This window comes from Paenibacillus apis (genome assembly GCF_018333295.1).
Classification (GTDB): domain Bacteria; phylum Bacillota; class Bacilli; order Paenibacillales; family Paenibacillaceae; genus Fontibacillus; species Fontibacillus antibioticophila.
In genome coordinates this window covers 513,946-537,791 of sequence record NZ_BORS01000001.1, presented here as the reverse complement: position 1 = coordinate 537,791, position 23,846 = coordinate 513,946, and the positions used below count along the sequence as shown (strand labels likewise).

Annotated in this window: 20 protein-coding genes; 5 read left to right on the top strand and 15 right to left on the bottom strand. The window is 51.2% G+C overall.

Features of this window, described 5'->3' with window-relative positions:
- Position 1 precedes the first annotated feature (1 nt).
- On the bottom strand, positions 2–2,800 hold the full coding sequence (locus tag KI362_RS02355) for a calcium-translocating P-type ATPase, SERCA-type (protein WP_301624553.1): 2,799 nt from the start codon (positions 2,798–2,800) through the stop codon (positions 2–4).
- A 1,510-nt stretch (positions 2,801–4,310) separates the two neighbouring features.
- Here KI362_RS02355 and KI362_RS02350 point away from each other — a divergent pair.
- A complete protein-coding gene (locus tag KI362_RS02350) occupies positions 4,311–6,080 on the top strand; it encodes an Rqc2 family fibronectin-binding protein (RefSeq protein ID WP_301624552.1) in 1,770 nt (589 codons plus the stop codon).
- A gap of 31 nt (positions 6,081–6,111) precedes the next feature.
- Here KI362_RS02350 and KI362_RS02345 read toward each other — a convergent pair whose 3' ends face one another.
- From KI362_RS02345 to KI362_RS02310, 8 genes are all read right to left on the bottom strand, one after another.
- On the bottom strand, positions 6,112–6,975 hold the full coding sequence (locus tag KI362_RS02345; protein ID WP_301624551.1) for a PHP domain-containing protein: 864 nt from the start codon (positions 6,973–6,975) through the stop codon (positions 6,112–6,114).
- Positions 6,976–7,022: 47 nt separating this feature from the next.
- On the bottom strand, positions 7,023–7,928 hold the full coding sequence (locus tag KI362_RS02340) for a selenium metabolism-associated LysR family transcriptional regulator (RefSeq protein WP_301624550.1): 906 nt from the start codon (positions 7,926–7,928) through the stop codon (positions 7,023–7,025).
- Between the two features lie 121 nt (positions 7,929–8,049).
- Positions 8,050–8,481 (bottom strand): hypothetical protein, encoded by a 432-nt coding sequence (locus KI362_RS02335; RefSeq protein WP_044479190.1) that lies wholly within the window; start codon positions 8,479–8,481, stop codon positions 8,050–8,052.
- 179 nt (positions 8,482–8,660) lie between these two features.
- On the bottom strand, positions 8,661–8,924 hold the full coding sequence (locus KI362_RS02330; RefSeq protein ID WP_044479191.1) for a YlbG family protein: 264 nt from the start codon (positions 8,922–8,924) through the stop codon (positions 8,661–8,663).
- A gap of 39 nt (positions 8,925–8,963) precedes the next feature.
- Entirely contained in the window at positions 8,964–9,404 is a 441-nt protein-coding gene (locus tag KI362_RS02325; protein WP_044479999.1) for a YlbF family regulator, read from the bottom strand.
- A gap of 116 nt (positions 9,405–9,520) precedes the next feature.
- Complete coding sequence (locus KI362_RS02320; protein WP_301624547.1) at positions 9,521–11,218, bottom strand: helicase-associated domain-containing protein; 1,698 nt, start codon at positions 11,216–11,218, stop codon at positions 9,521–9,523.
- Positions 11,169–12,911 (bottom strand): DNA repair helicase XPB, encoded by a 1,743-nt coding sequence (locus KI362_RS02315; RefSeq protein ID WP_301624545.1) that lies wholly within the window; start codon positions 12,909–12,911, stop codon positions 11,169–11,171. Before KI362_RS02315 ends, KI362_RS02320 begins: the two co-directional genes overlap by 50 nt.
- Before the next feature lie 160 nt (positions 12,912–13,071).
- Entirely contained in the window at positions 13,072–14,244 is a 1,173-nt protein-coding gene (locus KI362_RS02310) for an amidohydrolase (RefSeq protein WP_301624544.1), read from the bottom strand.
- 209 nt (positions 14,245–14,453) lie between these two features.
- Here KI362_RS02310 and KI362_RS02305 point away from each other — a divergent pair, with 209 nt between their 5' ends.
- Positions 14,454–14,795 carry a YugN family protein gene (locus tag KI362_RS02305; RefSeq protein ID WP_044479194.1) on the top strand — a complete coding sequence of 114 codons (342 nt, stop codon included), beginning with the start codon at positions 14,454–14,456 and terminating at the stop codon, positions 14,793–14,795.
- A gap of 10 nt (positions 14,796–14,805) precedes the next feature.
- Entirely contained in the window at positions 14,806–16,062 is a 1,257-nt protein-coding gene (gene ftsW, locus KI362_RS02300) for a putative lipid II flippase FtsW (RefSeq protein ID WP_301624543.1), read from the top strand.
- Between the two features lie 85 nt (positions 16,063–16,147).
- Here the strand turns inward: ftsW and KI362_RS02295 are convergent, their stop codons facing one another.
- Positions 16,148–16,510: an Asp23/Gls24 family envelope stress response protein gene (locus KI362_RS02295; protein WP_044479196.1), complete on the bottom strand. Its 363-nt coding sequence runs from the start codon at positions 16,508–16,510 to the stop codon at positions 16,148–16,150.
- Positions 16,511–16,666: 156 nt separating this feature from the next.
- Here KI362_RS02295 and cax point away from each other — a divergent pair, with 156 nt between their 5' ends.
- Entirely contained in the window at positions 16,667–17,737 is a 1,071-nt protein-coding gene (cax, locus tag KI362_RS02290; RefSeq protein WP_044479197.1) for a calcium/proton exchanger, read from the top strand.
- A 62-nt stretch (positions 17,738–17,799) separates the two neighbouring features.
- Here cax and KI362_RS02285 read toward each other — a convergent pair whose 3' ends face one another.
- The 5 genes from KI362_RS02285 to KI362_RS02265 all read right to left on the bottom strand — a co-directional run bounded on the left by KI362_RS02285 (position 17,800) and on the right by KI362_RS02265 (position 22,773).
- Complete coding sequence (locus KI362_RS02285; RefSeq protein ID WP_044479198.1) at positions 17,800–18,087, bottom strand: YlaN family protein; 288 nt, start codon at positions 18,085–18,087, stop codon at positions 17,800–17,802.
- A 148-nt stretch (positions 18,088–18,235) separates the two neighbouring features.
- On the bottom strand, positions 18,236–18,481 hold the full coding sequence (locus KI362_RS02280) for an HPr family phosphocarrier protein (RefSeq protein ID WP_044480002.1): 246 nt from the start codon (positions 18,479–18,481) through the stop codon (positions 18,236–18,238).
- Between the two features lie 77 nt (positions 18,482–18,558).
- Positions 18,559–19,677, bottom strand: coding sequence for an aminopeptidase (locus KI362_RS02275; RefSeq protein ID WP_301624541.1), 1,119 nt, complete (start codon positions 19,675–19,677; stop codon positions 18,559–18,561).
- Positions 19,678–19,816: 139 nt separating this feature from the next.
- Complete coding sequence (locus KI362_RS02270; protein WP_301624540.1) at positions 19,817–20,653, bottom strand: hypothetical protein; 837 nt, start codon at positions 20,651–20,653, stop codon at positions 19,817–19,819.
- A gap of 164 nt (positions 20,654–20,817) precedes the next feature.
- Complete coding sequence (locus KI362_RS02265; RefSeq protein ID WP_301624538.1) at positions 20,818–22,773, bottom strand: sensor domain-containing diguanylate cyclase; 1,956 nt, start codon at positions 22,771–22,773, stop codon at positions 20,818–20,820.
- A gap of 467 nt (positions 22,774–23,240) precedes the next feature.
- Here KI362_RS02265 and rpsD point away from each other — a divergent pair, with 467 nt between their 5' ends.
- Entirely contained in the window at positions 23,241–23,840 is a 600-nt protein-coding gene (gene rpsD / locus KI362_RS02260; protein ID WP_044479201.1) for a 30S ribosomal protein S4, read from the top strand.
- The last annotated feature ends 6 nt before the right edge of the window (positions 23,841–23,846 follow it).

The following is a 23,846-nucleotide window of genomic DNA, read 5'->3' as shown; positions in this document are numbered from 1 at the left end:
TCTATGCACGAATGTTTGTACTTTTCGCGGTCATCATCGGCCCTGGACCGGTATACTTCCGGCGACGCCGGCCGGACCATACACTGCCGGCACCGAGCAGGAAGGTCGGAATGCCTGCCGCCACCAGGGTGATTGCCCATTCCCGGGTTCCTAGCGGCACTGTCTTGAAGATCGGCTGAAGCGCCTCAATGTACATAACTCCGAGAAGCAGCAGTATGGATGACAAGACGGCAACCACCAAATATTTATTCTGCAGAATGTTGCGATGGAAGATGGATCTGGAGCTGCGGCAGTCAAACACGTGAATGAGTTGAGCCATTACCAGCGTTGCAAATGCTACAGACTGTGCGGTTGCAAGCTGCTGTGCGCTGCTCGGGTCCGCACTGTACGTAATCCAGAATGCAGCCAGGGTGCACACACCGATCAGCAAGCCCCGGCTAAGAATCTTCCAGCCCAGTCTTCTGGCAAATATATTCTCGTTTGCGCCACGGGGCTTATGCTCCATCAGGTCCTTCTCCGGCTGATCGACGCCAAGCGCCATCGCCGGCAGACCGTCCGTCACCAGATTAACCCAGAGGATCTGGATCGGGAGCAGCGGCAACGGCAAGCCTGCAAGCATTGCGAAGAGCATGGTCAGAATCTCACCGACATTGGATGCGAGCAAATAACGGATAAATTTGCGGATATTTTCGTAAATATTCCGTCCCTCTTCAATCGCTGCGACGATTGAGGTGAAATTATCATCGCTCAGGATGAGAGATGAGGCTTCCTTGGAAACGTCCGTTCCGGTGATCCCCATGGCAATCCCAATGTCCGCTGCTTTGATGGCCGGAGCATCATTTACTCCATCCCCGGTCATGGCTACCACATGGCCCTTCCGCTGGAGCGCCTTGACGATGCGAAGCTTGTGCTCCGGCGCAACCCGGGAATACACACAGACCAGATCAACCTGGCGTTCCAGCTCCTCATCGCTCATTCCGGCCAGTTGATGTCCTGCCAAGGAAGAGCCGCCCCGCTGCAAAATCCCCAGCTCTGCCGCAATGGCCTCCGCCGTCAGCTTGTGATCGCCCGTGATCATGATTGTCTTGATTCCGGCCCGCCGACACACCGAGATTGCCTCCTTCGCTTCCTTACGGGGAGGATCAATCATGCCAGCCAGGCCTACAAAGACCAGATGAGATTCCACAATATCCTGGTTCTCCATATTTTCATTCGGCTTAAGATCACGATAGGCCATACCGAGCACACGAAGCGCACCCCGGGCAAGCTCTTCATTCTCGCATTGCACCCGGTGGCGAAGGGTCCCGGTAAATGGAACGACCTTCCCATCCCACAGTATATAGGAGCACTTATCAAGCAGCATATCCGGCGCTCCCTTGACAAGCGCCATATGCCCGCCTTGGTGGGCCACAACCACGGACATCATCTTGCGTTGGGAGTCAAACGGAAACTCCTGCTCTCTTTTGTAGACAGTGCTCAGTGCATGGGAGGTCAAGCCCAGCTTGGCGGATAGAACTACCAGCGCTCCCTCGGTCGGGTCGCCCTTTAGCTTCCATTGCAGCTCGGCGGGCTCTTCCCGCGCTTTCTTTTTTCCCCGCAGACTGGCCTCTTCCTCATAAATTTCCGCATTGGAGCAAAGCGCGCTTGCCTGCAGCAGCCGGCGTAGGCTCTGATCCTTCTTGAGGTCAACCGGCTTGCCGTTCTCCAAAATATGACCGACCGGCTCATATCCTTCTCCGGTTACCTCTAGTGTACGTCCCTCCAGCCATAGACGTGTAACGGTCATCTTGTTCTGCGTCAAGGTTCCCGTCTTGTCGGAGCAGATGACAGAGGCACAGCCCAGCGTCTCTACGGAAGGCAGCTTGCGCACAATCGCCTTGCGCTTGATCATCCGCTGGACACCAAGCGCCAGGGCAATCGTAACGATGGCGGGCAAGCCCTCCGGAATCGCGGCTACCGCCAGACTTACACCCGCGAAGAACATAGCCCCGGCAGGCTGCCCATGCATAATACCCACAAGGACCACAAGCACAGTCAGGCCGAGTGCCAAATAAATCAAAATTTTCCCAAGTTGCTCAAGCCGCCGTTGAAGCGGGGTCTCTTGTACATCTGTACTTTGAATCAGATCCGCGATCTTACCCATTTCGGTATCCATGCCGCTGCGGATGACAACGCCCCTTCCACTGCCACGGGTGACCATCGTTCCCATAAAGCCAAGATTCTTCTGGTCTCCAAGCGGCACCTCCGCCTCGATCAATTTGCCTGCGTGCTTGGCTACCGGATGTGACTCACCGGTCAATGCCGACTCCTCTACATCCAGACTATGCGCAGACAACCAGCGGATATCAGCCGGAATACGGTCTCCGCTCTCTACAGCGATAATATCGCCAGGAACCAGCTCTTTAGCCGGAATATTCCGGACTACTCCCTCCCGGAGAACATTGGCATGGGGCGCTGACAATTGCTTCAACGCGCGGAGGGAACGCTCTGCCCGAAATTCTTGCACAAACCCGAGCACACTGTTCAAAATAATGATCGCTATTATCGTTATGGCGTCGAGATATTCACCCAGAATTCCCGAGATCAAGGTGGCCCCCATCAATACCAGCATCATAAAATCCTTGAACTGGTTCAAGAACAACAGAAGCGGGGAAATGCGTTCTCCCTCTGACAGTTCATTCCAGCCGTACTGCTCTCTCCGCTTCTCGGCCTCACTCGGAGTCAGACCTAGATCACGCTCAACCCCGAGATGGGCCAAAACTTCCTCTCCACTCCACTGGTGCCAGTTTTTTTGCTCCATCCTCCCGATTCCCCTCCCGTATTTTGCGGTAAACAGTGCTAAGGCTTTTCCACCTACTGGTAAACTGTATTCCAGCCAGTCCAAAAATATCACAGCCCGTACACTTAAGTTTGGGGCAGATTGTCAGCCAGCGGCATGCAAGCGGGAGGGGGCAGCTAAACAAAAGGAGGCGCGTTAGAGGGGCAACGTGTGAGGTGTGCCTACGATCGCTGTTGCTCGCGGATTTCTCTTATTGGACTAAGTTCAAACAAGGGAGAAATCCACTCACAAAGGCGAACGCTGACGCTTGATGCTTCCGAAGTAGCTTTCTTACAGAAAGCTTGTAACACTTCACACTTATGCCCTTGCTACTTCGCCTTTGCAGTTTAACTGAAATGCAGTTTGCACATGGCTGCGCCACATGTTGCATTACAGTAAGCTTGCCGCCTCCGGCACGCAAGCAGAATACTTCACGCAAGCCTTCTTCAAACTTCACCTTGCTGCCAGGCTCGCCTTAGTCGCCTTAGGCTAGGCATCGCAAATGGAAGCCTGCGCAATTCACTGTACGCACAGCCCATGGAACACTGGCGCCTGGAGTTGCGCCCAGTCGCACGTTGCTTCAGCCTTATGCGGAACACGGAACTTTGTTATCCTACTTGGTATTCCAGTCTTGATCCGAGCTTTACTCATCCCATTTACTCAGTCTCATTCCGGTCATGCTCCAGTGAAATTTCTTACCTTAAATTCTTCATTCGGGGCTCAAATCCGATTTTAGTGAAAAAAATTACCTTAGATCTCCAGTATCTAGTTAAACCCACGGTATAGCCCACTTTAAGCGAAAAAAATTCACTATATCCGTATTTCTATCATTTCCACTGAATTTAGGGTAACTTTCTTCACTGCATCCGCAAGATTCATATTTCATGCGGACGACCGATCGTCATACTGCGAAACACCGCGCGCTGGAAGCTGTGCTCGGTGCGAGGTTACTCATAACGTACTTGGCCGGTATTATGCAGAATCTACTGGAATAGCCCTTGCTCTGTCTGCTTGTTGAAATTGGGACCTAATGATGATGCGGTGTGTCTATTTACTGTTTGTAATGCATCAGGCATCAAGATGCTATGCTGAATGAACGAGCCTGTAGGCTAGGCAAGTGATTCTGGAGCATTCTGCCGTGCATCCGACGTGCGGAGGGGTACTACTATAGTCCATCCGGCACTATAAAGCCGAATTAAGTAGCCTGCGTAGAAAGGGCATAAGTGTGAAGAGTGCTGAAGAAACGGAGTGTTCGCCTTTGCGAGTGGATTGCTACAATTTCAGATTTTATTTAATCAAAGGAATCCGCGAGCAACAGCGATCGTAAGCACACTTCACACGTTGCCCCCGTACGCAGCATCACTAGCCAGCTTTTTATTGCTGCGCTCTCGCACGACACCGCGTCAAAAGTTGAAGGTACCTTTTGAATATCCGGAGGAAGTATGGCATCATAATTGGGTAAGACAGATTGATAGACAGGAGAACTTATGTCATGGCATTAGACGGAATCGTAACCCGCGCTATCGTCCGGGAGCTGCAAAGCATCGTCGGCGGGCGCATCAACAAAATACATCAGCCTTCCCAGAGCGATATCGTAATCCAGCTGCGGGGAGCCGGCAGCGGACGCCGCTTGCTGTTATCGGCCAATCCTACGTATCCGAGGGTCCAGTTCACCGAAGAGAGCTTCCCGAATCCCCAGGAGGCGCCGATGTTCTGTATGCTGTTACGGAAGTACTGTGAGGGAGGAACCATTGAGTCGGTTACCCAAGCGGGATTAGAGCGGATTATTCACATTGAGGTTCGCCAACGCGATGAGATGGGAGATGTTTCGCTAAAGCGTCTCGTTATCGAATTGATGGGACGGCACAGCAACATTATTTTGCTCGACCCGGCAACACAGGTGCAGTTGGACGGTATACATCATGTGACCCCGGCCATTAGCAGCTATCGGGTCGTTATGCCGGGATTCACCTACACAGAGCCCCCTGCGCAGGATAAGATCGATCCGCTGGATAGCAGCAAAGAACAGTTCCTCGCTGCATTCAAAAATGCAGTGGAAGAAGGAAATGCCGCCCATTCCGGATGGCTCGTCGCTGCATACAGCGGATTCAGTCCCCTCATCGCAGAGGAAATCTATTGGCGTGCCTTTGGCATCAGCAAGCCGGGAGCCGCTGGAGCGGAACAGACTGTAGACGCAGATAAGCTCTGGAACGCCTTTTCGGAACTGACTGGAGAGGCAAGAGAGCATCAGTATGCACCCATGATCGGGGATAATGCCAAGGGAAAAAGTGTATTTTCTGCTGTCCGGCTTAGTCTAATTCAGGAAAATCGTAAGGAATTCGACTCGATCAGCGCCTGTATGGAGGAGTATTTCGGGGAAAAAGCGCTCCGGGATACCGTTAAGCAGAAGACCAGCGATCTGCTGCGCTTCCTGCAAAATGAACGCAATAAAAACGTGAAGAAAATCTCCAATTTGGAAAAGGATCTGGCCGAAGCGGAGGATGCCGAGCAGTACCGGATTCGGGGCGAGCTGCTTCTGTCCTCGCTGCATAGCATTAAGAAGGGCGATCCATCCGTTGAGCTCGTTAACTATTATGATGAGAACCAGGCAGTGGAGACCATTCCTCTGGACCCGCTGCTGACTCCATCGGAAAATGCCCAACGTTACTTCAAGAAGTACAATAAATTCAAAAACAGCCTCGCCGTAATCGACGAGCAGATGAACAAGACCCGCTCGGAAATTCGATATCTGGACGAACTGCTGCAGCAGCTATCCTATGCGACGATGAATGATGTGGATGAAATTCGCGAGGAGTTGATCCAGCAAGGATACCTGCGGGACCGGAGCAAGAAGGGAAAGAAGAAAAAGAAGCAGGATAAGCCTACCCTGCATGTATACACCTCTTCCGAGGGAATTGAGATCTATGTCGGAAAAAACAACCTGCAAAATGAATATGTAACGAACCGGCTCGGCAGTCCGAACGATACCTGGCTGCATACCAAGGATATTCCAGGCTCCCATGTGCTGATCCGCAGTCAGACCTTTGGCGACGCCACGCTCAATGAGGCCGCTCAATTGGCCGCTTATTTCAGCCAGGCCAAGTCGTCCAGCAGCGTACCTGTCGATTGCACGCTGATCCGCTATGTCCGCAAGCCAAACGGTGCAAAGCCCGGATTTGTTATTTACGATCATCAGCGTACTTTGTTCATCACTCCGGATGAACAGTTAATCAAGAATTTGCCAAGCACGGTTAAGAAATAAAATAGTCACGTGCAGCTCCAGCCGCGTCCCCCTAAGAACGGGAAGCGGCTTTTTCCTGCAGGTGTTGGACGATATCAGCCGTTACGTATTTGCTGCCCAGCTCTCCGTGAAACACCTCGCCCTGCCGGACCCCGTGATAGTCGGAGCCGCCCGTTGGAATCAGGGCGTGTCTCATTGCCAATGCCATGTAACGTTTCTCTTCATCCGGGCCATGATCGGAATGGTATACTTCAATTCCATCCGGCCGTCCTTGCAGAATGATCTCCTCCACCAGCCGGTCATCGCCATATAATCCCGGATGAGCGATAACAGCCACCCCGCCTGCCTCCCGGATCCAGTCCATCGCCTCAAGCGGCGCGATACGGGGTAAAGAAACATAGCCCGGCTTGCCTTCCGCAAGATAACGGTCAAACGCGTCTCTAAGATCTCTCGCGTAGCCCTTATGGACGAGCGCGTCGGCAATATGCGGTCTTCCAAGGCTCTCCCCGCTTCGTAGCGGTCTGCCCATAGCAGCAATAACCTCGTCGAGGGTAATCTCAAGGCCGAGCTCCTGCAGCCTGGCAATCATCAGGTCATTCCGTGAGTCGCGGGTTGCACGCAGACTAGCCAGACGCTGCTGCAGCTGCTCATTATCGATATCAGGATAATACCCCAGAATATGAATGTCCTTCTCCTCGGCACGGGTGCTGATCTCCACACCGGGAACGATGGCGATGCCAAGCCGGCTCCCTTCCTCAAGCGCCTCCTTCACTCCGGCCAGAGTATCATGATCTGTGATCGCTATGCCCGCCAGACCTCGTTCTCCAGCCAAGCGAACCTGCTCCGAAGGGGAATTCATACCGTCAGACGCACGGGTATGAGTGTGCATATCATATCGCTTTGTCTCTGTCTCCATCATTTCTACTCCTTTACCTGCAGCTACTGTGCTCTGCAATAGCCTGCCTATACAGTCAATGTTTGTTCGCGCAAATAATTCAAGAAGGTAACCGCCGAGCCCGGCAGAAGCATGGACTTCAAGTGGACGGAGTAAAATTGCCGTTTGAAGCGTGCATCTTCGATATCAAGCACCTCGACCAGTCCCAGCTCGCGTTCATGCTTAACCGAGGAGGGCGAGATGATGGTGATGCCAAGCCCCGCTTCTACCGCTGATTTTACGGCACCCGTACTGCCCAGCTCCATCGTCGCATCCAGCCGGTCAGGCAGAAACCCGAGCCTTATCAGCTCGGTCTCCATCACTTGGCGTGTACCTGATCCCTTTTCCCGCAGGACAAATGGATAAGTCACGACCTCGTCCAAGGTAATCCGCCCTCGTGCTGTTAACGGATGGCCCGAAGGAACAATCAGCTTCAGTTCATCCGCCATAACCGGCTCGGATATCATATCCGGATGATGGACCGGCGCCTCCACTAGTCCGAAATTCAACTGATGTCCTGCAATCTCGTCCATAATTTGCGCCGTATTCATGACTTTTAATGCAATGGAAATATCCGGGTACTGCTTTCCGAAGGGGCCAAGCAGACGGGGCAGCACATACTCTCCGATCGTCAAGCTCGCTCCGAGCTGCAGTCTGCCCTGAAGCTTGGTGGCAAAGGCCGCCATCGCTTCCTCAGTGCTGCGCATCAGCCCGATGGCATCCTTGGCATAAGGCAGCAGCGCTCTCCCTGCTTCGGTTAGCTCCAGCTTTTTGGTCGATCTGATCAGCAGCTTGCTCCCGAAATAGTCCTCAAGCGATTGAATCTGCATTGTCACCGCTGGCTGGGTCATATGCAGCGCCTGGGCGGCTGCGGAGAAGCTTCCCTGTTCGGCCACCAGATAGAAAATATGCAGTTGATGATAGTTTAAAGGCATGTCACCGATCTCTCCTTTACTGCCTATACAATATCATTTCTATCCCCGAAACGACAAACGGCATAAACACACAGCATAAACACAAAAAAGCGCGCCTGCAGGCACGCTATTCATCAAGTCTCTATCTCCGTTTGCGCGTATTCTTCATCAAGGTCATTCGTCTGGAATGACGGAGCCAGGAATAATAGGATTTCAGATCACGAAGCTCGATCGTCTCCGACATTCGCCCCAAAAAGGTGACGACAATCATCCGATGAAGCGGACGTCCCGCCTCATCAAACTGATCCGGTAAGTCCGCAAATTCAGCCACCATCACCAGATCATCATCGACAAGATATACATCCTGCTCATTTCGGTAATAAGGGGTGATCCTGCCTTCCCTCAACCAAGTCCATGCCCATTTGGCTATCTCATGAACCCCGCTGTCACCCTGACCGATTCGATCCGCATAACGTCTTTCGGCATGATGTGTAATGACAATGTCTGCCACCCGTTTGTCACCCAGTGGAATATGTATAGCGCCGCTCTTCAGTGCCGTGCCTTTTTCCCTCATGCCGCACCTCGCAATGTTAGGTCTTAAAGACTAAGTATAATTACCTATTATATTACAGCACTGGCTATCTTTCGACAAGACTTCATCGTATTTTTTGTGCAAACTTATCTAAATATATAGAAAAAGCGGCCTGAAGGGCCGCTTTGCATTGGCGTTGCCTATAAAAGCTGTAAAACTCATCACAATCCGTAATACTGAGTTTTATCCTGAACATCCTTGGAATATTCCGTCTTAATCTCATTCCGATAGGAGCGTTCAATTTTGCGGACATAAGGAAGCTTGCGCACATTCTTCATCGTCTCCTCCGCACGGTCCGCGTTCACATACATCACAACATAGTGCATTCGGCGGGATAAGTAATGTACGCTCCCGTATTTATCCAAATTTCTTGCCGCTTTCAAATCACTTACCCAAATGATATAACCTGTACGTTCTGGAAACATGCTGTCCCCTCTCCAATCCACGGAAGTTCTAAGACGGCCTTAGCCGCATCCGCAGCTTCCGCCGCCTCCACAGCCGCCCGTCTTCACATTAGGATCATTGCTCGGCACCTTGATACTCTCGGAGACCGCGTAGGCAATCGTCTCCGACATCTGGTGCAATATGTCGTCCAGTTCCTTCTCGGCTGCTTTGAATCTTCTGACCGCTTCAAATTGCTCCAGTTCCACCTCTACCTCTGTCACCTTATCCTTGGCTTCATGGTAGTTAGGATGGAAATGGCCGAAACGCTGTGTCTCTTCAAATAATACCTTCTGAGCATCCAGCTTCCGGACCAGGGCCTGAATATCCCGATCGGCTTCCACCCGTTGCTTCCAATATAAATAATCGGAGACGGCGGTGGAATTGTTTATCATATCGCCTAATTCATAGGCGTTAATCAACAGCTCGGCCATGTCGACCGTGTGGGATTCCATTACGCTCATGAATTTCATCTCGATTCTTTGTAAAATGGTTATCTGCAATGATGCAGACTTCATCATCATACCATACTCTGTCTATGTGCGGAAGAAGGCAGCAAGCTCCCGCATCCATCCTGCTGCTAATTGATCAGCGGCAGGAGCAAGCCTATCTCCTCCCACTGATCCGGTGTAAGCAGGATGCCCTCTTCAACATGCCGATCTTGCGACTCTCCCCTTACAAGGTTCCCCCGAACCATCCAGCTGTGCTCTCCGGAAATTTGAACAGGGAGGAACACCGCGCATTCTCCGCTTTTCAAATTCATTTCTACCCCTGTCCGCCAGAGCATGGCTTGATCCATCAGGCTGCGAGCCGTCGAGTCATGATACTGCCTCCGCTCTCTAATCCACATGGAAGGAACGCGGCTTCTTCCTGGAAATAGCTCCTCCGCCCCCGGGATCTCGGTGGCAGGTTCATAAAGATATGGCCTGAAGCCTTGATTGATCCATGCCGCGTCGTGTCTTGTCGCAAATGTGCAACTGCCGTGTATACCCGGCTTAATCCGAGGATAGAGCAAAACGGGTTGTTTTCGCTCATTCAGGGCCAATGATTGTCCGGCCTCGCCTGTGAGCCGATGCTGCTCAGTACCCCCGAATTCGCGTTCCCAATCCGTAAGGACCTGCGCAATGTTGCCGGGAACTCCATGGGAGTATGACGTCAAAAGCTCCAGCAAATCAAGTGGCGTTCGTCCCCGCTGATAAGCATGGACCGCCCGGCTCCGGGTCAGTCTGTAGACGGTCATTCTATCGTTAACCAGGCATTCGCAGCAGCACTCCAGCTCCCAGCGAATATGAAGGGAGACGTCGGGAGGAACCAGAATCTCGAAATCAGGCTGAACGTAGCAGCGTCCCCCCGGCTCTCCGGCAGGATTGCTGTGTTGTTCCCTTGCTGCAAGGAATTCACCCTTTAGCCTTGGTCTGCTGCACCAGCGAAATATTAAATCCTCCTCAGGATCCTTCCCAAGCTCCAGCCAACCGAATGCGCTCAAGGCAAAGAGCCAGCCATACAGCCAGTTCTGCTCGCGATCGGCAACCCTCGCGATAAGACCGCTCTCAAGCAGCGACTGGAGCAGACTATCGGCTGAATACCAGTGCGCCATTTCCAGATCAGGCTGTACCAGCCGATAAGCGATATGCCATACCCCCGGCTCGTCCGGAAGATAGCGATCCAGCAGCTCCTGAAGAAGAATTGTATCCCGTTCAGATGCATCCAGGGCGAGCCAGGCAGACAGCTGTTCCGGTGCAACCGTTAGACAGGAGCTGTCTTGGTCTTGAGACAACAGGCCAAGGGACAGCAGCATGTCCAGAACAACTGCAAGCCCTAGCGGACACCAAGCCTGGTGAGAATACTGCAACCCCAGTGCTGACAAATCTTCCTCATGCAGACTTATGACTTCATGAAGCTTATCGATGGTTCTCCGATGAATCGTTCCCTTCGAGGTGAACGGAAGAAAGCCCTGCTGCCCTATCCAGGACAATGTGCGGAACAGATCAGCAGCCAGCCCGTTTCCAGGCTCTTTGATCCTCCTTGCCATTGATCCGTCCATCGCTTTTGGTGCTGCGGGCTTTAGCCCTTCCCAAATGCTCGGAATGGCGGAGCGGGAGATACAGTAGATTCTTTCATCCCGACTCCTCTTCATAGCGATAAGCTGTCCGCTTCGGAGCATTCCCGGAATCGATGCGCGCAGCTCAGCCCCGCTCACTCTGCCTGCTGCCGCTCCATTCACATGATCAAGCGTGAACGGAAGTCCTGCGAAACGGCGATACAGATACTCTATCATCCCCTGTTCCCTCCTGTTCCAGAACTATTCCGTATTGATATCCCTGCTCAATAAGAAATAATTGCCGTTTCCGGGCAAAATCCTGCTCGCTCGTCGCTTCCGAGACGATTGTATAAAAATGCGCCGTTCGCCCGTCCGCCTTGGGACGAAGGATACGCCCGAGGCGCTGTGCCTCCTCCTGACGGGATCCAAAGCTCCCTGATATCTGGATCGCAACCGAGGCATCAGGCAGATCCACAGCGAAATTGGCAACCTTCGATACAACAAGCACAGGAATCTCCCCCTGTCTGAACTGGTCAAAAAGCTGAACCCGCTCTTCCTGAGGCGTATTTCCGGCGATTAAAGGAACCCCCAGCTCTTCGGCAATCAGCCGCAGCTGCTCCAAATATTGTCCGATAATTAATATGCCGCTGCCCTCGTGGCGCGCCAGCAGCCTCCGGATGACTTCCAGCTTTCTTGGATTCTCAGCTGCTATCCGGTGCTTTTCCCGGCTCGCCGCCTCCAGATATGAATCCTTAAGGCTGTCCGGGAGCGGTATGCGTACCTCGCTGCATTCAACTTCTGCAATAAAGCCTTGCTCCTCCAGAGCCTTCCACGGCAGCTCATACCGCTTCGGTCCAATCAATGAGAACACATCCTGCTCACAGCCATCCTCACGGACAAGCGTTGCGGTCAGTCCAAGCCTTCTGGTCGCCTGGATTTCTGCCGTGGCGCGAAAAACAGGGGCCGGCAAGAGATGAACCTCATCATAAATAATCAGACCCCAGTCCCGCTCCCCAAACAATCGCATATGCTTGAAGTCGTTGCCGGCCCGATCGCGGTGGGTCAAAATTTGATACGTGGACACGGTAACCGGAGTGATCTGCTTGTGGAGACCGGTATACTCGCCGACGGATTCTCGCGGCAATGTCGTCTTTGCTCCGATCTCATGTATCCATTGGCGGACAGATGTGACGTTAGAGGTTAAAATCAGCGTCTCGCATTGCAGCCTCTCCATGGCCGCCAGTCCAACGATCGTCTTTCCTGCTCCACAAGGAAGAACAATGACCCCGCTTCCGCCTCCGCCTTCTCCCTCTGACCCCGTGAAAGCCTCCACAGCCGCTTGTTGATACGGGCGCAGCATAAATCCGCCCGCTCCAGAGGAGAAGGCAAGTTGAAGCGGCAAGGCTTGGCCCGGATGATATCCCGCTTGATCCAGAACAGGATATCCCATGCGAATAAGCTCCTGCTTCATGGCTCCCCGCCATTTCGCAGGGAACGTTAAGGAGTCGGAGCTATCCTCTGTAAAACGCAATTGGAAAGCCCTCTTCTTGTCGCCCAGCAGCTTGAGGAGAAGTCCTGGCCGCGCAGAGCTGCTGCTGAGAAGGAGCCTGTCATGTTCTTCCGGGGCTCTGCCCAGCCTGAGCAGCCCATATCTGGACATGTGTTCTCCGATTTCAAGCTCAAGGCTTTGAGGCAGCTCCCAACGAGACATATTGCGAAGCATTCCTAAAATATCCTCAGGACGGCTGCCTCCCGCAGCAGCGTTCCAAAGCGACAAAGGGGTAATGCGGTATGTATGGAAGCCCGCCGGGCTCTTGACGAGCTCCGCAAATCTTCCCAGACAATCCCTCGCATACTCAAATCCCGGATGATCCGTCTCCAGCAAGACAGTGAAGTCCCGCTGCACGATACAGGCACCATTCTGGTTCACGGGTCAGAATACCTCCTTAAGGTTCGAGGCGTATAGCCAGTTTAAAAAAAGAAGCTCGCCGGCTGCAAACCGCGAACTTCTCTCCTTGAGGTATATCATTCCGGCAAAGCAGGAATTTTATGCGTCCGGTACTCATGCAAGGTGTGCCTGCATTCATTTCTTAAGCTTTATTCTCCAGACAATACGCTTCTCTCATGGCAACCAGAAGGGTCGCGGCATGGAGCATGCTCTCTTCATCGATATCAAATTTCGGGTGATGATGGGGATAGATGATCCCCTTGTCCTTATTGCCCGCTCCAACCAGTACAAAGCATCCGGGCACTTCCTTCAAGTAATAAGCAAAATCCTCGGCTGGCATGATAGGTGCAGCCAGTACAGGCTTCAGGCCTGCTTCCGGTCCTGCAATGGAATAAAAGCGATCGTACTCCTGCTTATGATTGATCAGGCTAGGATATCCGGTGGTATAAGCAATCTCTGCTTCGGCTCCGTAAGCTGCAGCAGTCCCCTCAACCACCTGGCGAACCAGACGGGCGATCATGGTCCGCGTCTCCTCGTTGAAGCAGCGAACCGTCCCCGAGAGCCGGCAGCGGTCTGCAATCACATTCTGCGCCATGCCTCCCTGAATCGAGCCGATCGTTAATACTGCGGGCTGAAGCGGATCGACCGAACGGCTGACAATAGATTGCAGCTGGAGCACCAGAGCCGAGGCAGCCACCACGCTGTCGATCGCCATATGCGGCATTCCCCCATGCCCCCCTTTGCCGCGCAGCTCAATCACAAAATCATCGTTGGAGGCCATCAGCGCCCCCGGTGCACTGCCTGCCGTTCCGATTGGAATGGGTGTCCACAGATGCACTCCATAAATGACGTCTACATCGTTAAGGGCTCCTGCCTCAATCATAGAGCGGGCGCCCCCCGGACAAACCTCTTCAGCAGGCTGAAAGATCAATACGATATTTCCTTCAACCTCTTCCCGCCGCGACGAATAGTATTCCGCAAGGGCAAGCAGCGTGGCCGTGTGTCCATCATGTCCGCAGGCATGCATGACACCGGGGACCTGCGAAGCGTAGTCACACTGCTTCTCATCCTGGATCGGCAAGGCATCCATATCCGCGCGAAAAGCCACGGTCTTCCCGGGTTTACCGCCTCGAATTCTCCCGATGATTCCGGTTCCTCCGATCCCGGTAATAAGTTCAATGCCCATACGCTTCAAGTGCCCGGCAACATAGCCCGAGGTTTCCTTTTCCTTGAAGGACAGCTCCGGATGACGATGCAGATAGCGGCGGTGCCCTACCATGACAGGGTATAACTGTACGAGCGTTTCCTTGTCCACACAGTCCACTTCCTCTTTACAGATATGTATGTAGTTTATTGTAGCAGAAAAACTTCAGGGCTTCCTGCAAGCTCCGCACTCGTTCCATAGCGAAAAATTCACGATCTGCAAGGCTTTCCCATGCTTGCACAAGCGTTGGAAACATAATATCATGGGAGAAGAACTTTTGGTGTCTTTTTTACGAACTTTTAAAGGGGGCCTTCAGGAAGATGATTGTGGAAAACTCAGGATTAGACGGGCTTAAGAGCGATCTGGCCTATTTGGATGAATCCGCCGAAAAGGTTGGCTTTATCCGTTGGCAATGGGAGTACTACCGCGCTACATATGACTATAAAATTGAGTTTGAGCAAGATGAATACTTCCTGCGGATTAATACCCGCGCAATTGAGGGTAAGCTGGAACGTCCGGATACCGTTCTGGCCATTGAAGCGGTCTATATGGGGCGGGCCACTTTCCCTCACGGACTTGAATATGAATCAGAAGTTCCCGCTCAGGTCATGAAGACCGCCAGCGCGAGACTCGCTGAGCTCAAGCAGCTACTGGAGGCTTAAGCCGGCCATCATGAGGGACAACAAAGAAGAGGAGAGACGCGGCGCTCCCGATTTCCAGCTGCTGATTTTAACTTTGCTGCTCGTTGGATTCGGGATCGTCATGGTGTTCAGCTCCAGCTCCAGCATCGCACAGGTAAGTCAGACCTTTAATAACGACCCGATGTACTTTACCAAGCGGCAAATCGCATTTGGTGTTGCAGGAATGCTTGGAATGTTAATCACGATGAACATCCCCTACGAGAAGTTCAAGAAGTTATTTGTTCCGGTGTTTATACTGGCGATTATCCTTTTGATGATCGTTCCCTTCGCCGACAGCATTAACGGTGCCAGCAGCTGGCTCAAGGTCGGAACCTTCGGCATTCAGCCTACTGAGCTTGCGAAAATTACGACGATTATGTATCTGTCCGCCCTGATCTCCAAGAAAGGGGAACGGTTTCGGGATTTGCGTACCGGCTATATTCCGGTCATGGTGATCGTCGGCTTTGTTGCCGGTCTGATCATGCTGCAGCCTGACCTCGGCTCGTGCTTCATCCTGGTAGCGACGGCTGGTCTGTTAATTTTTGCAGGCGGGGCAAATCTGAAGCATATTTTGGGCTCGATTGGCTTGCTCATACTTGGCGCCAGCATCGTCTTAGGAGCTAGCACGCTATGGGACAAGATCAACCCGAGTGAGACAACAAGTGCCAAAAGCAGTTATAAATTGAATCGGATTCAAGCTTTTCTTGATCCCTGGAAAGATACTCAGGATTCCGGCTACAACCTGATCCAGTCGATGACTGCGATCGGTCACGGCGGATTGACCGGCACCGGCTTTGGACAAGGGATCCAGAAGCTGCACTATCTCCCGAATGCCTACAATGACTTTATTTTCTCCGTTATCGGTGAAGAATTCGGATTTATCGGCAACATCCTGTTTCTGTTGGTCTATATCTACTTTATCTGGCGAGGGATTCTTGTATCCCTGCGGTCGCATACTACCTATGGTACGCTGATGGGTGTAGGAGTCATGGGCCTTATTGCCATCCAGGCATTTATTAATATTGGCGGCGTGACAAGAACCATTCCGATCACCGGCGTAACCCTGCCGTTCATCAGTTATGGAGGTTCTTCCCTGCTTGTTATGATGGTATCCATGGGAATCGTGCTTAGTATTTCCAGGGATTCGTCAATTCCTGTCAAACAGGAGCGTACTAAATCTGTTGTCGTCAAGACGGCCGGAGCTGTGCCCTTTGAGCCTGACCGCCGCAGACGCCACCATCTGAGTTAAAATGATCCATAGTCGCATCCGCAAAAAAAGACTTCCGGAGAACGCTGCATGCAGCTCTCCTGAAGTCTTTTTGCTACTGTCGAATTTAAATTTCGTCATCCTTGAAGGCAACGCCCTCAACCTTGACATTGACTTCTACAATCTTCAGTCCGCTCATATTCTCAACCGCTTCCCGCACGTTTTGCTGAAGCATGCGGCACACTTCATGAATCGGGGTTTCGTACAGTACGATGATTCTGAGATCAACTGCGGCTTCCAATTGACCGACTTCAACGGTGACGCCTTTTTGTACATTTTTACCGCTGAGACGCTTGGCCCATCCTTCCGACAAGCCTCCGGACATGGCGGCAATGCCTGGCGTTTCAAGAGCCGCCATTCCGGCGATCTTGGCAACCACGTCATCTGAAATTCGAATATGTCCCATATCTAATTGTAATTGCTCGGTCATGGTCATTCCTCCTTTAACCTCATTAATTTCATTGTAAATCCTAACCTCTTTTTTCGCAAATTATAGACCGATTCCGACCCATCGTTTATAATCTTCACGTTATTGGTGAATATTGAATTAGATTCCTATTTCTTAAGGAGGCAGAGGTGTTGATTCGTGAAAAAGTACATATCTCCCGGCTTGCTGGTCTTCTTCTTTCTACTCAGCGCCATCGGGCACTACGCCCACTTTCCGGCAACTCTTGAGTTCATCGTGTCAGCGGTTGCCGTTATCTTCGTGGCAGGCTTTCTGGGAAAGGCTACGGAAAGCGTGGCCCACTATGCAGGACAGCGTCTGGGCGGCTTCCTGAATGCAACCTTCGGCAATGCAGCCGAGCTGATTATCGGCGTGCTGCTGATCCGTGAGGGACTCTTCGATATGGTTAAAGCCAGCATCACCGGCTCGATTATCGGGAATCTGCTGCTCGTGCTTGGACTAAGCCTGTTTGCAGGAGGGCTAAAGCATAAAGTGCAGAGATATAATGTTACCCTGGCCGGAATGAACGGTTCGCTCATGATCGTAGCGATCATCGCCCTGTTTGTGCCCGCAATCTTCCTTAATACGCATGTGCTGCACGAAGAAGATCGCAATTCCGTTAGTCTTGTCGTAGCCGGCATCTTAATTGTGGCCTATCTGTTGTGGCTCGTCTTCTCGATGATCACCCATAAAAATGTTCTAGCCGATGTTGCGGACAATGCACAGGAAGAATTGCCCCATGAGCATGCTCCTGCCTGGTCCAAACAACGCTCCATCATCTATTTGGTCCTTGCAACCGTCATGGTAGCCTTTGTCAGTGAATGGCTGGTTCATACGCTGGATACGTTCACCGCCAAGTTCGGACTGAGCGAAATTTTCGTTGGTGCCTTCGTCGTTGCGATCGTCGGAAATGCTGCCGAACACAGTGCGGCAATCATGCTGGCGATGAAAAACAAGATTGGTGCCGCCGTCGAGATTGCAGTAGGAAGCAGTCTGCAGATCGCCTTGTTTGTCGCTCCGGTCATGATCTTCATCAGCCACTTGATCGGCAGGCCGATGGATATTGTCTTTACCGTTGTTGAGCTTGCGGCGATCGGCGTCTCTGTCTTTATCGCGAAATCCATCACCCAGGACGGCCAGACCAACTGGTATGAGGGACTGCTGCTCATCGCCGTCTATTGTATACTGGGGTACTCGTTCTATCTCGTCTAAAAGGAACAAAAGAAGCGCACGATCCTCTGAGATCGTGCGCTTTGTTCCTGAATTAGGATGGATTATTCTTTATTATTCAGCGCCTCATACAGCGTTGCCAAGTTTCTTTCCAGCTTGCTGAGGATTTGCTTGCCTACGGCCTCCTGTACAAGCCCGACACGCACAGCATAATCGACTTGCCGGGAGAAGCCGTACATCTGAGTATCCAATACTTCCTCATAGAGAGGACAATATCGAGTAGCCAGATTCTCCATCTGCACTTCAATCAGCTTTTCTATTTTATCGGCATCTTCCTTCAGAAGATGTAATGCCCTGAGATTCAGTTGCTCCTGCAAATCAGATGAAGTCATGTATATCCCCCCCTATATCCTCCGCATAAACCACAAATCTATTCTATTCTTAATATTAGACGAAATTGCAGACCAATACAAGAAGCAGCATCCGATTACAGCCTGAAAAAAAACACCCCCGCTTATTAGCAGGGGTGTCTCGCACTTCTTACTCGGCTACAACTTTTACATCCAGACCGTGTTTGGCAAAAACAGCGGATACGGCAGCCTTGGCTTCATCAGCATCCGGCCCGTGAACATGAAGTTCATAGCTTTTCGTATTAACCAAAGTAGTGAAGAGGCCAAGAATACTCTTTACGTCGATATACTTATTGTCTGCTTGAAGCACGATCGAAGAAGTGTACTTACCAGCGGTTTGCGCAATTTCTACTACAGCCTGATTGTTATTCGACATCGTAATCCCTCCGTGAGCAACATTAAAAACATACCTCAATGATACATTGAATCCGCTTTCCAAGCAAGGGATTTCTCCTATTTCAGATTCTCCGGATTCAATCCTTCCAATTCAGGAAGGACAAAAATTCCATCCTTGCGAATGAGCACATCATCAAAGTAAATTTCCCCGCCGCCGTAATCCGGACGTTGGATCAGAACCAGGTCCCAATGGATGGAGGAGCGGTTGCCGTTATCCGTTACACCCTCATAGGCCTGACCGGGAGTAAAGTGCAGACTTCCCGCAATTTTCTCGTCAAACAAAATGTCCTTCATCGGGTGCAGAATATACGGGTTAAAGCCAATCGCAAATTCCCCGATGTATCTCGCACCTTCGTCTGAATCCAGAATCTCATTCAGGCGAGTTGTATCACTGCCGGTCGCTTCCACAATCTTGCCGTTCTCAAAGCGGAATTTGATATTTTCAAAGGTAATTCCATTATAGAGCGTTGCCGCGTTATAACTGATCGTACCATTAACGGAATCACGCACAGGAGCAGTGTATACCTCGCCGTCAGGAATATTTTTCTGACCGGAGCATTTTTCGGATTCGATTCCCTTGATCGAGAAGGACAGATCCGTTCCCGGTCCTGTGACGCGTACCTTGTCGGTCCGGTTCATCAGTTCGGACAATGCGTCCTGAGCCCGGTCCATCTTGGCATAATCCAGATTGCAGACGTCAAAATAAAAGTCCTCAAAGGCCTCTGTGCTCATACTTGCCAACTGAGCCATGCTGGCATTCGGGTAGCGAAGCACAACCCACTTCGTCTGCTTTACCCGTTGCTCGCTATGTACCGGGTGAGAATACAGCGAATTATACAGCTTCATCTTGTCTTTTGGCACATCAGACATGTCGTTGACGTTGGAGCCTGCACGAATGCCGATATAGCAATCCATCATCTTCATGCGAACCAGATCATATTCAGCCCAGGCTTTGATTCCTTCCTCAGTCGCATATTTCAGCTGCGAGCTTTGTACGGCCTTGTCTGTCAGCTCCACAAAGGCGTTGCCGCCCTTCTTCCCGATTTCCTCGACAACTGCCTTAAGCAGGTCGCGCTCGTCGCCAATCATCTCTACGAGTACATTTTCTCCTGGTTGAACATCGACCGAATAACCGACCAGGTTCTCCGCTAATTTCTGAATTCTTGGATCTTTCATGTAGAGCAGCCTCCTCCAGATACTTGCTTTCGTATTTTCGCAGCGAGCCCGCTGCCTGAACACCGTTCGACATTTAGTTGAACAATGGTTAATTTATCTATTTCATTGTAGCACGGCACAGGACAGAAGTCAGCACAGCCTATTTACCGTATTCAAATTTACTGTCCGTAAGCAATGCCTCCTGCTCCTGAATACCACGGGTATTCGTATAGATCAGCCTGGTCTCTGAGGTCATACGTTCAGGAAGCCCTGTGTTCCGGTTAATCGTCAAATAATAGACGGTTTCTGCCTGACAAACAGCAAGCATGTTATCGAGATGCTTCCTCCCCTTTGACCATTCCCGTTCCAGTTCCGATTCCACCTCTTTGCGCTGTCCCCCCGAGAGGTTCTGCAGCCTGCGCTTCCAGCCGGTACGCACCGCTTCCATTTCCTCGACCAATTGCTTGTTCAATACCTTCTTCGCGGCTTCCGGGTCAAGCTGAATACGCAATACCCGGGTTCCCCTCGCCGCCGCATGCTCCTCGGTAATGGTCTTGGAAGCGCGGCGAATAGATTCCAGCTGTTCCAGCGGATTAAATCTGGACAGCCCAGCCGTGAGCGCGGAGACTTGGCTATCTGCTACTTTCCAGGTTTCACCGTTCCAGGCAAGCTGAATCTGAGCTTGCGAGGTACCGGCCGCCTCGATCTGCTGTCCCTTGTCCTGGCCCGCTTTCGTTGAAGGGAGAGTGCTCTGCATGCTCAGCTTCTGATGATCCTTCAACTCGCCGCTGTACCCTAACTGCTCATCCAAACTCCAGCGCTGTCCCCTTGCTACTGCCGCTTGCCCCTTGAACTTGAGCGTATCAATCCCTGCCAGTCCGGACCAGGTGAAATCAAACCACTCCTCAGCCGTTTTCGATTCCTGCCAACCGCAAGACGCTAAAAGAAACATTACCATGTACAGGCAAGCCACTCTGCCTATCGTAGATTTTCGCATCCGATCTTCACCTTCCCGGTCAGTATTTCAGTATTGTATGCTGGCGCCGTTTTCCTTACTTATTCCGGTGTTTATTTAGGCTTAGACTGTCCTTCGCATGAAAATCTATACAAAAAAAGAAGCCTGCATAATTCGACCTGCAGACTTCCTGCACCAGTGACGCACTACCCAACGCACGACTGGTTTCTTCCGCTCTTTTTTGCTTTATACAACGCCATATCAGCCAAATAGAACAAGGACTCTACGCTGACCTTTTCCGATTCAAGTGTCCACCCTGATATTCCGCAGGAAACGGTGACCTGAGGATCGGTCTCGGAGGCGACTCTCAGACGTATCTTCTCCGCAATTTGTTGTCCGATATGAACGTCCGCCTCCGGTAAGTAGATTGCCAGTTCTTCCCCGCCCCAGCGGGCTGAAATATCGCTTTTCCGGACTGTACTCTTTATAATTGCACATACTTGCTTTAATATCCGATCACCGACCTGGTGGCCAAAGGTATCATTAATCTGCTTAAAGGAATCGATGTCAACGATAATCAAGCATCCCTTTTCATGAAGCCTAAGCATTTGCGACACCCGATCATCCAGATACCGCCTAGCATACAGCTCCGTCAGCATGTCCTGGTTAGCCATTCGCTGCACTTCCGCATGCAGCGAAGCATTCGCAATCGAAAGAGCTATATGGGAAGACAGAACTTGCAGCAGCCTATAGTTATCATAGGAGAAGAAATGCTCCTTCCGATGTGCAAGCATAATGGTGCCGATCACCTCTCCCCTCACAATGAGCGGGGTAACGATCAATGACCGTGAGCCCGTATCCTCCATAAGCTTGGACTGCATTTTATTATCAGCCTTGTAATCTGATAATATCATCGGCTCCCGAGTGGAATAGACCACACCTGAGAATCCATAATCCTTAGGAAAATGCTCTTTGGATAACTCCGGAATATTGCAAGCCATCACCTCAAAATACTCGCCGTCTCTGTCAATCTGACAGATGCAGCAGTATTCCGCATGGAAAATAGACAGAAGTTCTTCTGTTGCAAATTTGAATACTTCCTTCAAACGAAGGCTTCCATTTAAGCGCTTAGTCAATTCATTAATCAGCCGAAACTCGCTCACAAGAAGATTGGACTGCTCGTACAATTTGGCATTTTCAAAGGCAGAACCGGCCGTATCCGCCAACATTTCAATCAAACGGAGATCCGCTTCCTCAATATCATCCCGGGGAATCACTAAATGAAACACGCCGTATACTCCTTGCTTTCCGGTTAGCGGGACTGCAACTTCCAGACATGGTTGCCGCATTTCATTGAGACACTCATGTCGAAGCATCTTCCCTTGCATAAATGCTCTAACACACATGTGGTCGTCTTCCCCCTGCAGCTGCAAGGATTTAACCCTCGGGTCTCGGCTAAGATAATCCTGGGACATTAGAAGTTCTACCTCAACTCCCGGATACATTCCCGAAATCCGCTCGAACACTTCAGTAAGCACGGCATCCACATCAATTTGATCGTGCAGCTTTTGAACCACCTGAAACAGAATGTTCCTCCGGTGTTCCTCCTGGCTTGACTTGTGCTGAAGACTCAGTACATCCGAGACAAATAACGCTTTAAAGAATTTGTAAAAGCACGACAAAAAATACCTTCCCGCCAACTCAACCCAGGACAGTGCGAGCGGTGCGGTGTCCGGCTGCAACCCGCTGACCCTGCAGCCCAGCACTGCAAACAGCTCCTTAGTATGCCTGGACAGCAAGGGTACAGCAAGGTAGTGGCTGCCTTCGGAGAGAGAAGATACGGCTGCGGAGCGGTTCACACAATCCCGTGCAACCCGATTGCCCTCCTCCATCTCTTGATGAAGAAGCAATTGTCCTGAATAGTCGGCAATAAACCAGACGACCTCATCTATGCCCGGAAGCAAAGGCAGTTCCTTCGACCATTCTTCATAGGTCTCAAGGAGTAGCGGTGTAATATAAGGATAGTCATAAGAAGTAATATCCACGAATTCGAGCCAGTCCGTATAGTCCATACGTGTCCGGGCTGAATCTACGGTTTGGAGAGAAAAGCCAGCGTTGCCTTGCAATGTCGTCATCAGATCGTCATGGGGATGTTTGGCCATAGATAGCTCCCTTTCACTCTCGTCTTCTCTTGAGAAGCGAAGAAGTCATGTACTCGAAGCCTTTCGATTCTGGATGCAGGATGATTAACGAATTGACAGCCGCTTGTCCGTATAATTTATGTACATCCATTCTACTATCTAATTAACACGTTTGCATTAAAAAATCTCTATTTTCCAAGCTTTCCCTAGGACAAAAGAACTATCGACAAAATTCCAGGAGAACATGCATATTACGCCCTTGACTTTATAGCACTAATTCATATAATATTTATTGTTGATAAAGATCAGGATAGGATCTTGATTAGGGCGTAACGCATGCGAGCACCCTCTCGGTTTTTGTTGCCGACAAGACAGCGGCTGAACTTTCTTGTCGGAGGGCGGACATCTATCCTCCGCACGCACAAACAAAACCCGCGCAAGTAGAACCCTACACAGAAAATTATTGATAAAAGGAGTCTACCTATACAATGGCACGTTACACTGGTCCTAAATTTAAACTCAGCCGCCGCCTTGGCATTTCCTTGAGCGGTACTGGCAAAGACTTGAAACGCCCTTTCCCTCCAGGACAACATGGTCCTAACCAACGCAGAAAGGTTTCCAACTACGGCATGCAGCTGTTGGAGAAGCAAAAACTGCGTCATATGTACGGTTTGGGTGAAAAGCAATTCCGCACACTCTTCGCACACGCGCAAAAACAACCGGGTATTGCCGGTGAAAACTTTATGGCCCTGCTCGAAAGCCGCCTGGACAACCTGGTATACCGTCTTGGCTTCGCTAATTCCCGTGCAGGTGCACGCCAATTGGTAGCTCATGGTCATATCACAGTGAACGGCAAGAAAGTGGATATCGCTTCCTACCGTGTGAGCCTGGGTGACGTAATTGGTCTTCGCGAAAGAAGCCGCGGCTTGTCTTCCGTGAAGGAAGCCCTGGAAAACCGTTCGCATCTTCCAGCTTACCTGGAGTACAACGACAACGCTATGGAAGGCAAGTACATCCGCCTGCCAGAACGTTCCGAGTTGTCCCAAGACATCGACGAGAAGCAAATCGTCGAATTCTACAACCGTTAATAACGA

What these genes read in the sequence shown, in the direction of transcription:
- KI362_RS02350 (WP_301624552.1), top strand. Translation starts at nt 4,311, where the DNA reads ATGGCATTAGACGGAATCGTAACCCGCGCTATCGTCCGGGAGCTGCAA.
- KI362_RS02345 (WP_301624551.1), bottom strand. Translation starts at nt 6,975, where the DNA reads ATGGAGACAGAGACAAAGCGATATGATATGCACACTCATACCCGTGCG.
- KI362_RS02340 (WP_301624550.1), bottom strand. Translation starts at nt 7,928, where the DNA reads ATGCCTTTAAACTATCATCAACTGCATATTTTCTATCTGGTGGCCGAA.
- KI362_RS02320 (WP_301624547.1), bottom strand. Translation starts at nt 11,218, where the DNA reads ATGATAGAGTATCTGTATCGCCGTTTCGCAGGACTTCCGTTCACGCTT.
- KI362_RS02305 (WP_044479194.1), top strand. Translation starts at nt 14,454, where the DNA reads ATGATTGTGGAAAACTCAGGATTAGACGGGCTTAAGAGCGATCTGGCC.
- KI362_RS02280 (WP_044480002.1), bottom strand. Translation starts at nt 18,481, where the DNA reads ATGTCGAATAACAATCAGGCTGTAGTAGAAATTGCGCAAACCGCTGGT.
- KI362_RS02295 (WP_044479196.1), bottom strand. Translation starts at nt 16,510, where the DNA reads ATGACCGAGCAATTACAATTAGATATGGGACATATTCGAATTTCAGAT.
- KI362_RS02270 (WP_301624540.1), bottom strand. Translation starts at nt 20,653, where the DNA reads ATGCGAAAATCTACGATAGGCAGAGTGGCTTGCCTGTACATGGTAATG.
- KI362_RS02265 (WP_301624538.1), bottom strand. Translation starts at nt 22,773, where the DNA reads ATGGCCAAACATCCCCATGACGATCTGATGACGACATTGCAAGGCAAC.
- KI362_RS02330 (WP_044479191.1), bottom strand. Translation starts at nt 8,924, where the DNA reads ATGTTTCCAGAACGTACAGGTTATATCATTTGGGTAAGTGATTTGAAA.
- KI362_RS02325 (WP_044479999.1), bottom strand. Translation starts at nt 9,404, where the DNA reads ATGAGCGTAATGGAATCCCACACGGTCGACATGGCCGAGCTGTTGATT.
- KI362_RS02285 (WP_044479198.1), bottom strand. Translation starts at nt 18,087, where the DNA reads ATGACTTCATCTGATTTGCAGGAGCAACTGAATCTCAGGGCATTACAT.
- ftsW (WP_301624543.1), top strand. Translation starts at nt 14,806, where the DNA reads ATGAGGGACAACAAAGAAGAGGAGAGACGCGGCGCTCCCGATTTCCAG.
- KI362_RS02355 (WP_301624553.1), bottom strand. Translation starts at nt 2,800, where the DNA reads ATGGAGCAAAAAAACTGGCACCAGTGGAGTGGAGAGGAAGTTTTGGCC.
- KI362_RS02335 (WP_044479190.1), bottom strand. Translation starts at nt 8,481, where the DNA reads ATGAGGGAAAAAGGCACGGCACTGAAGAGCGGCGCTATACATATTCCA.
- rpsD (WP_044479201.1), top strand. Translation starts at nt 23,241, where the DNA reads ATGGCACGTTACACTGGTCCTAAATTTAAACTCAGCCGCCGCCTTGGC.
- KI362_RS02275 (WP_301624541.1), bottom strand. Translation starts at nt 19,677, where the DNA reads ATGAAAGATCCAAGAATTCAGAAATTAGCGGAGAACCTGGTCGGTTAT.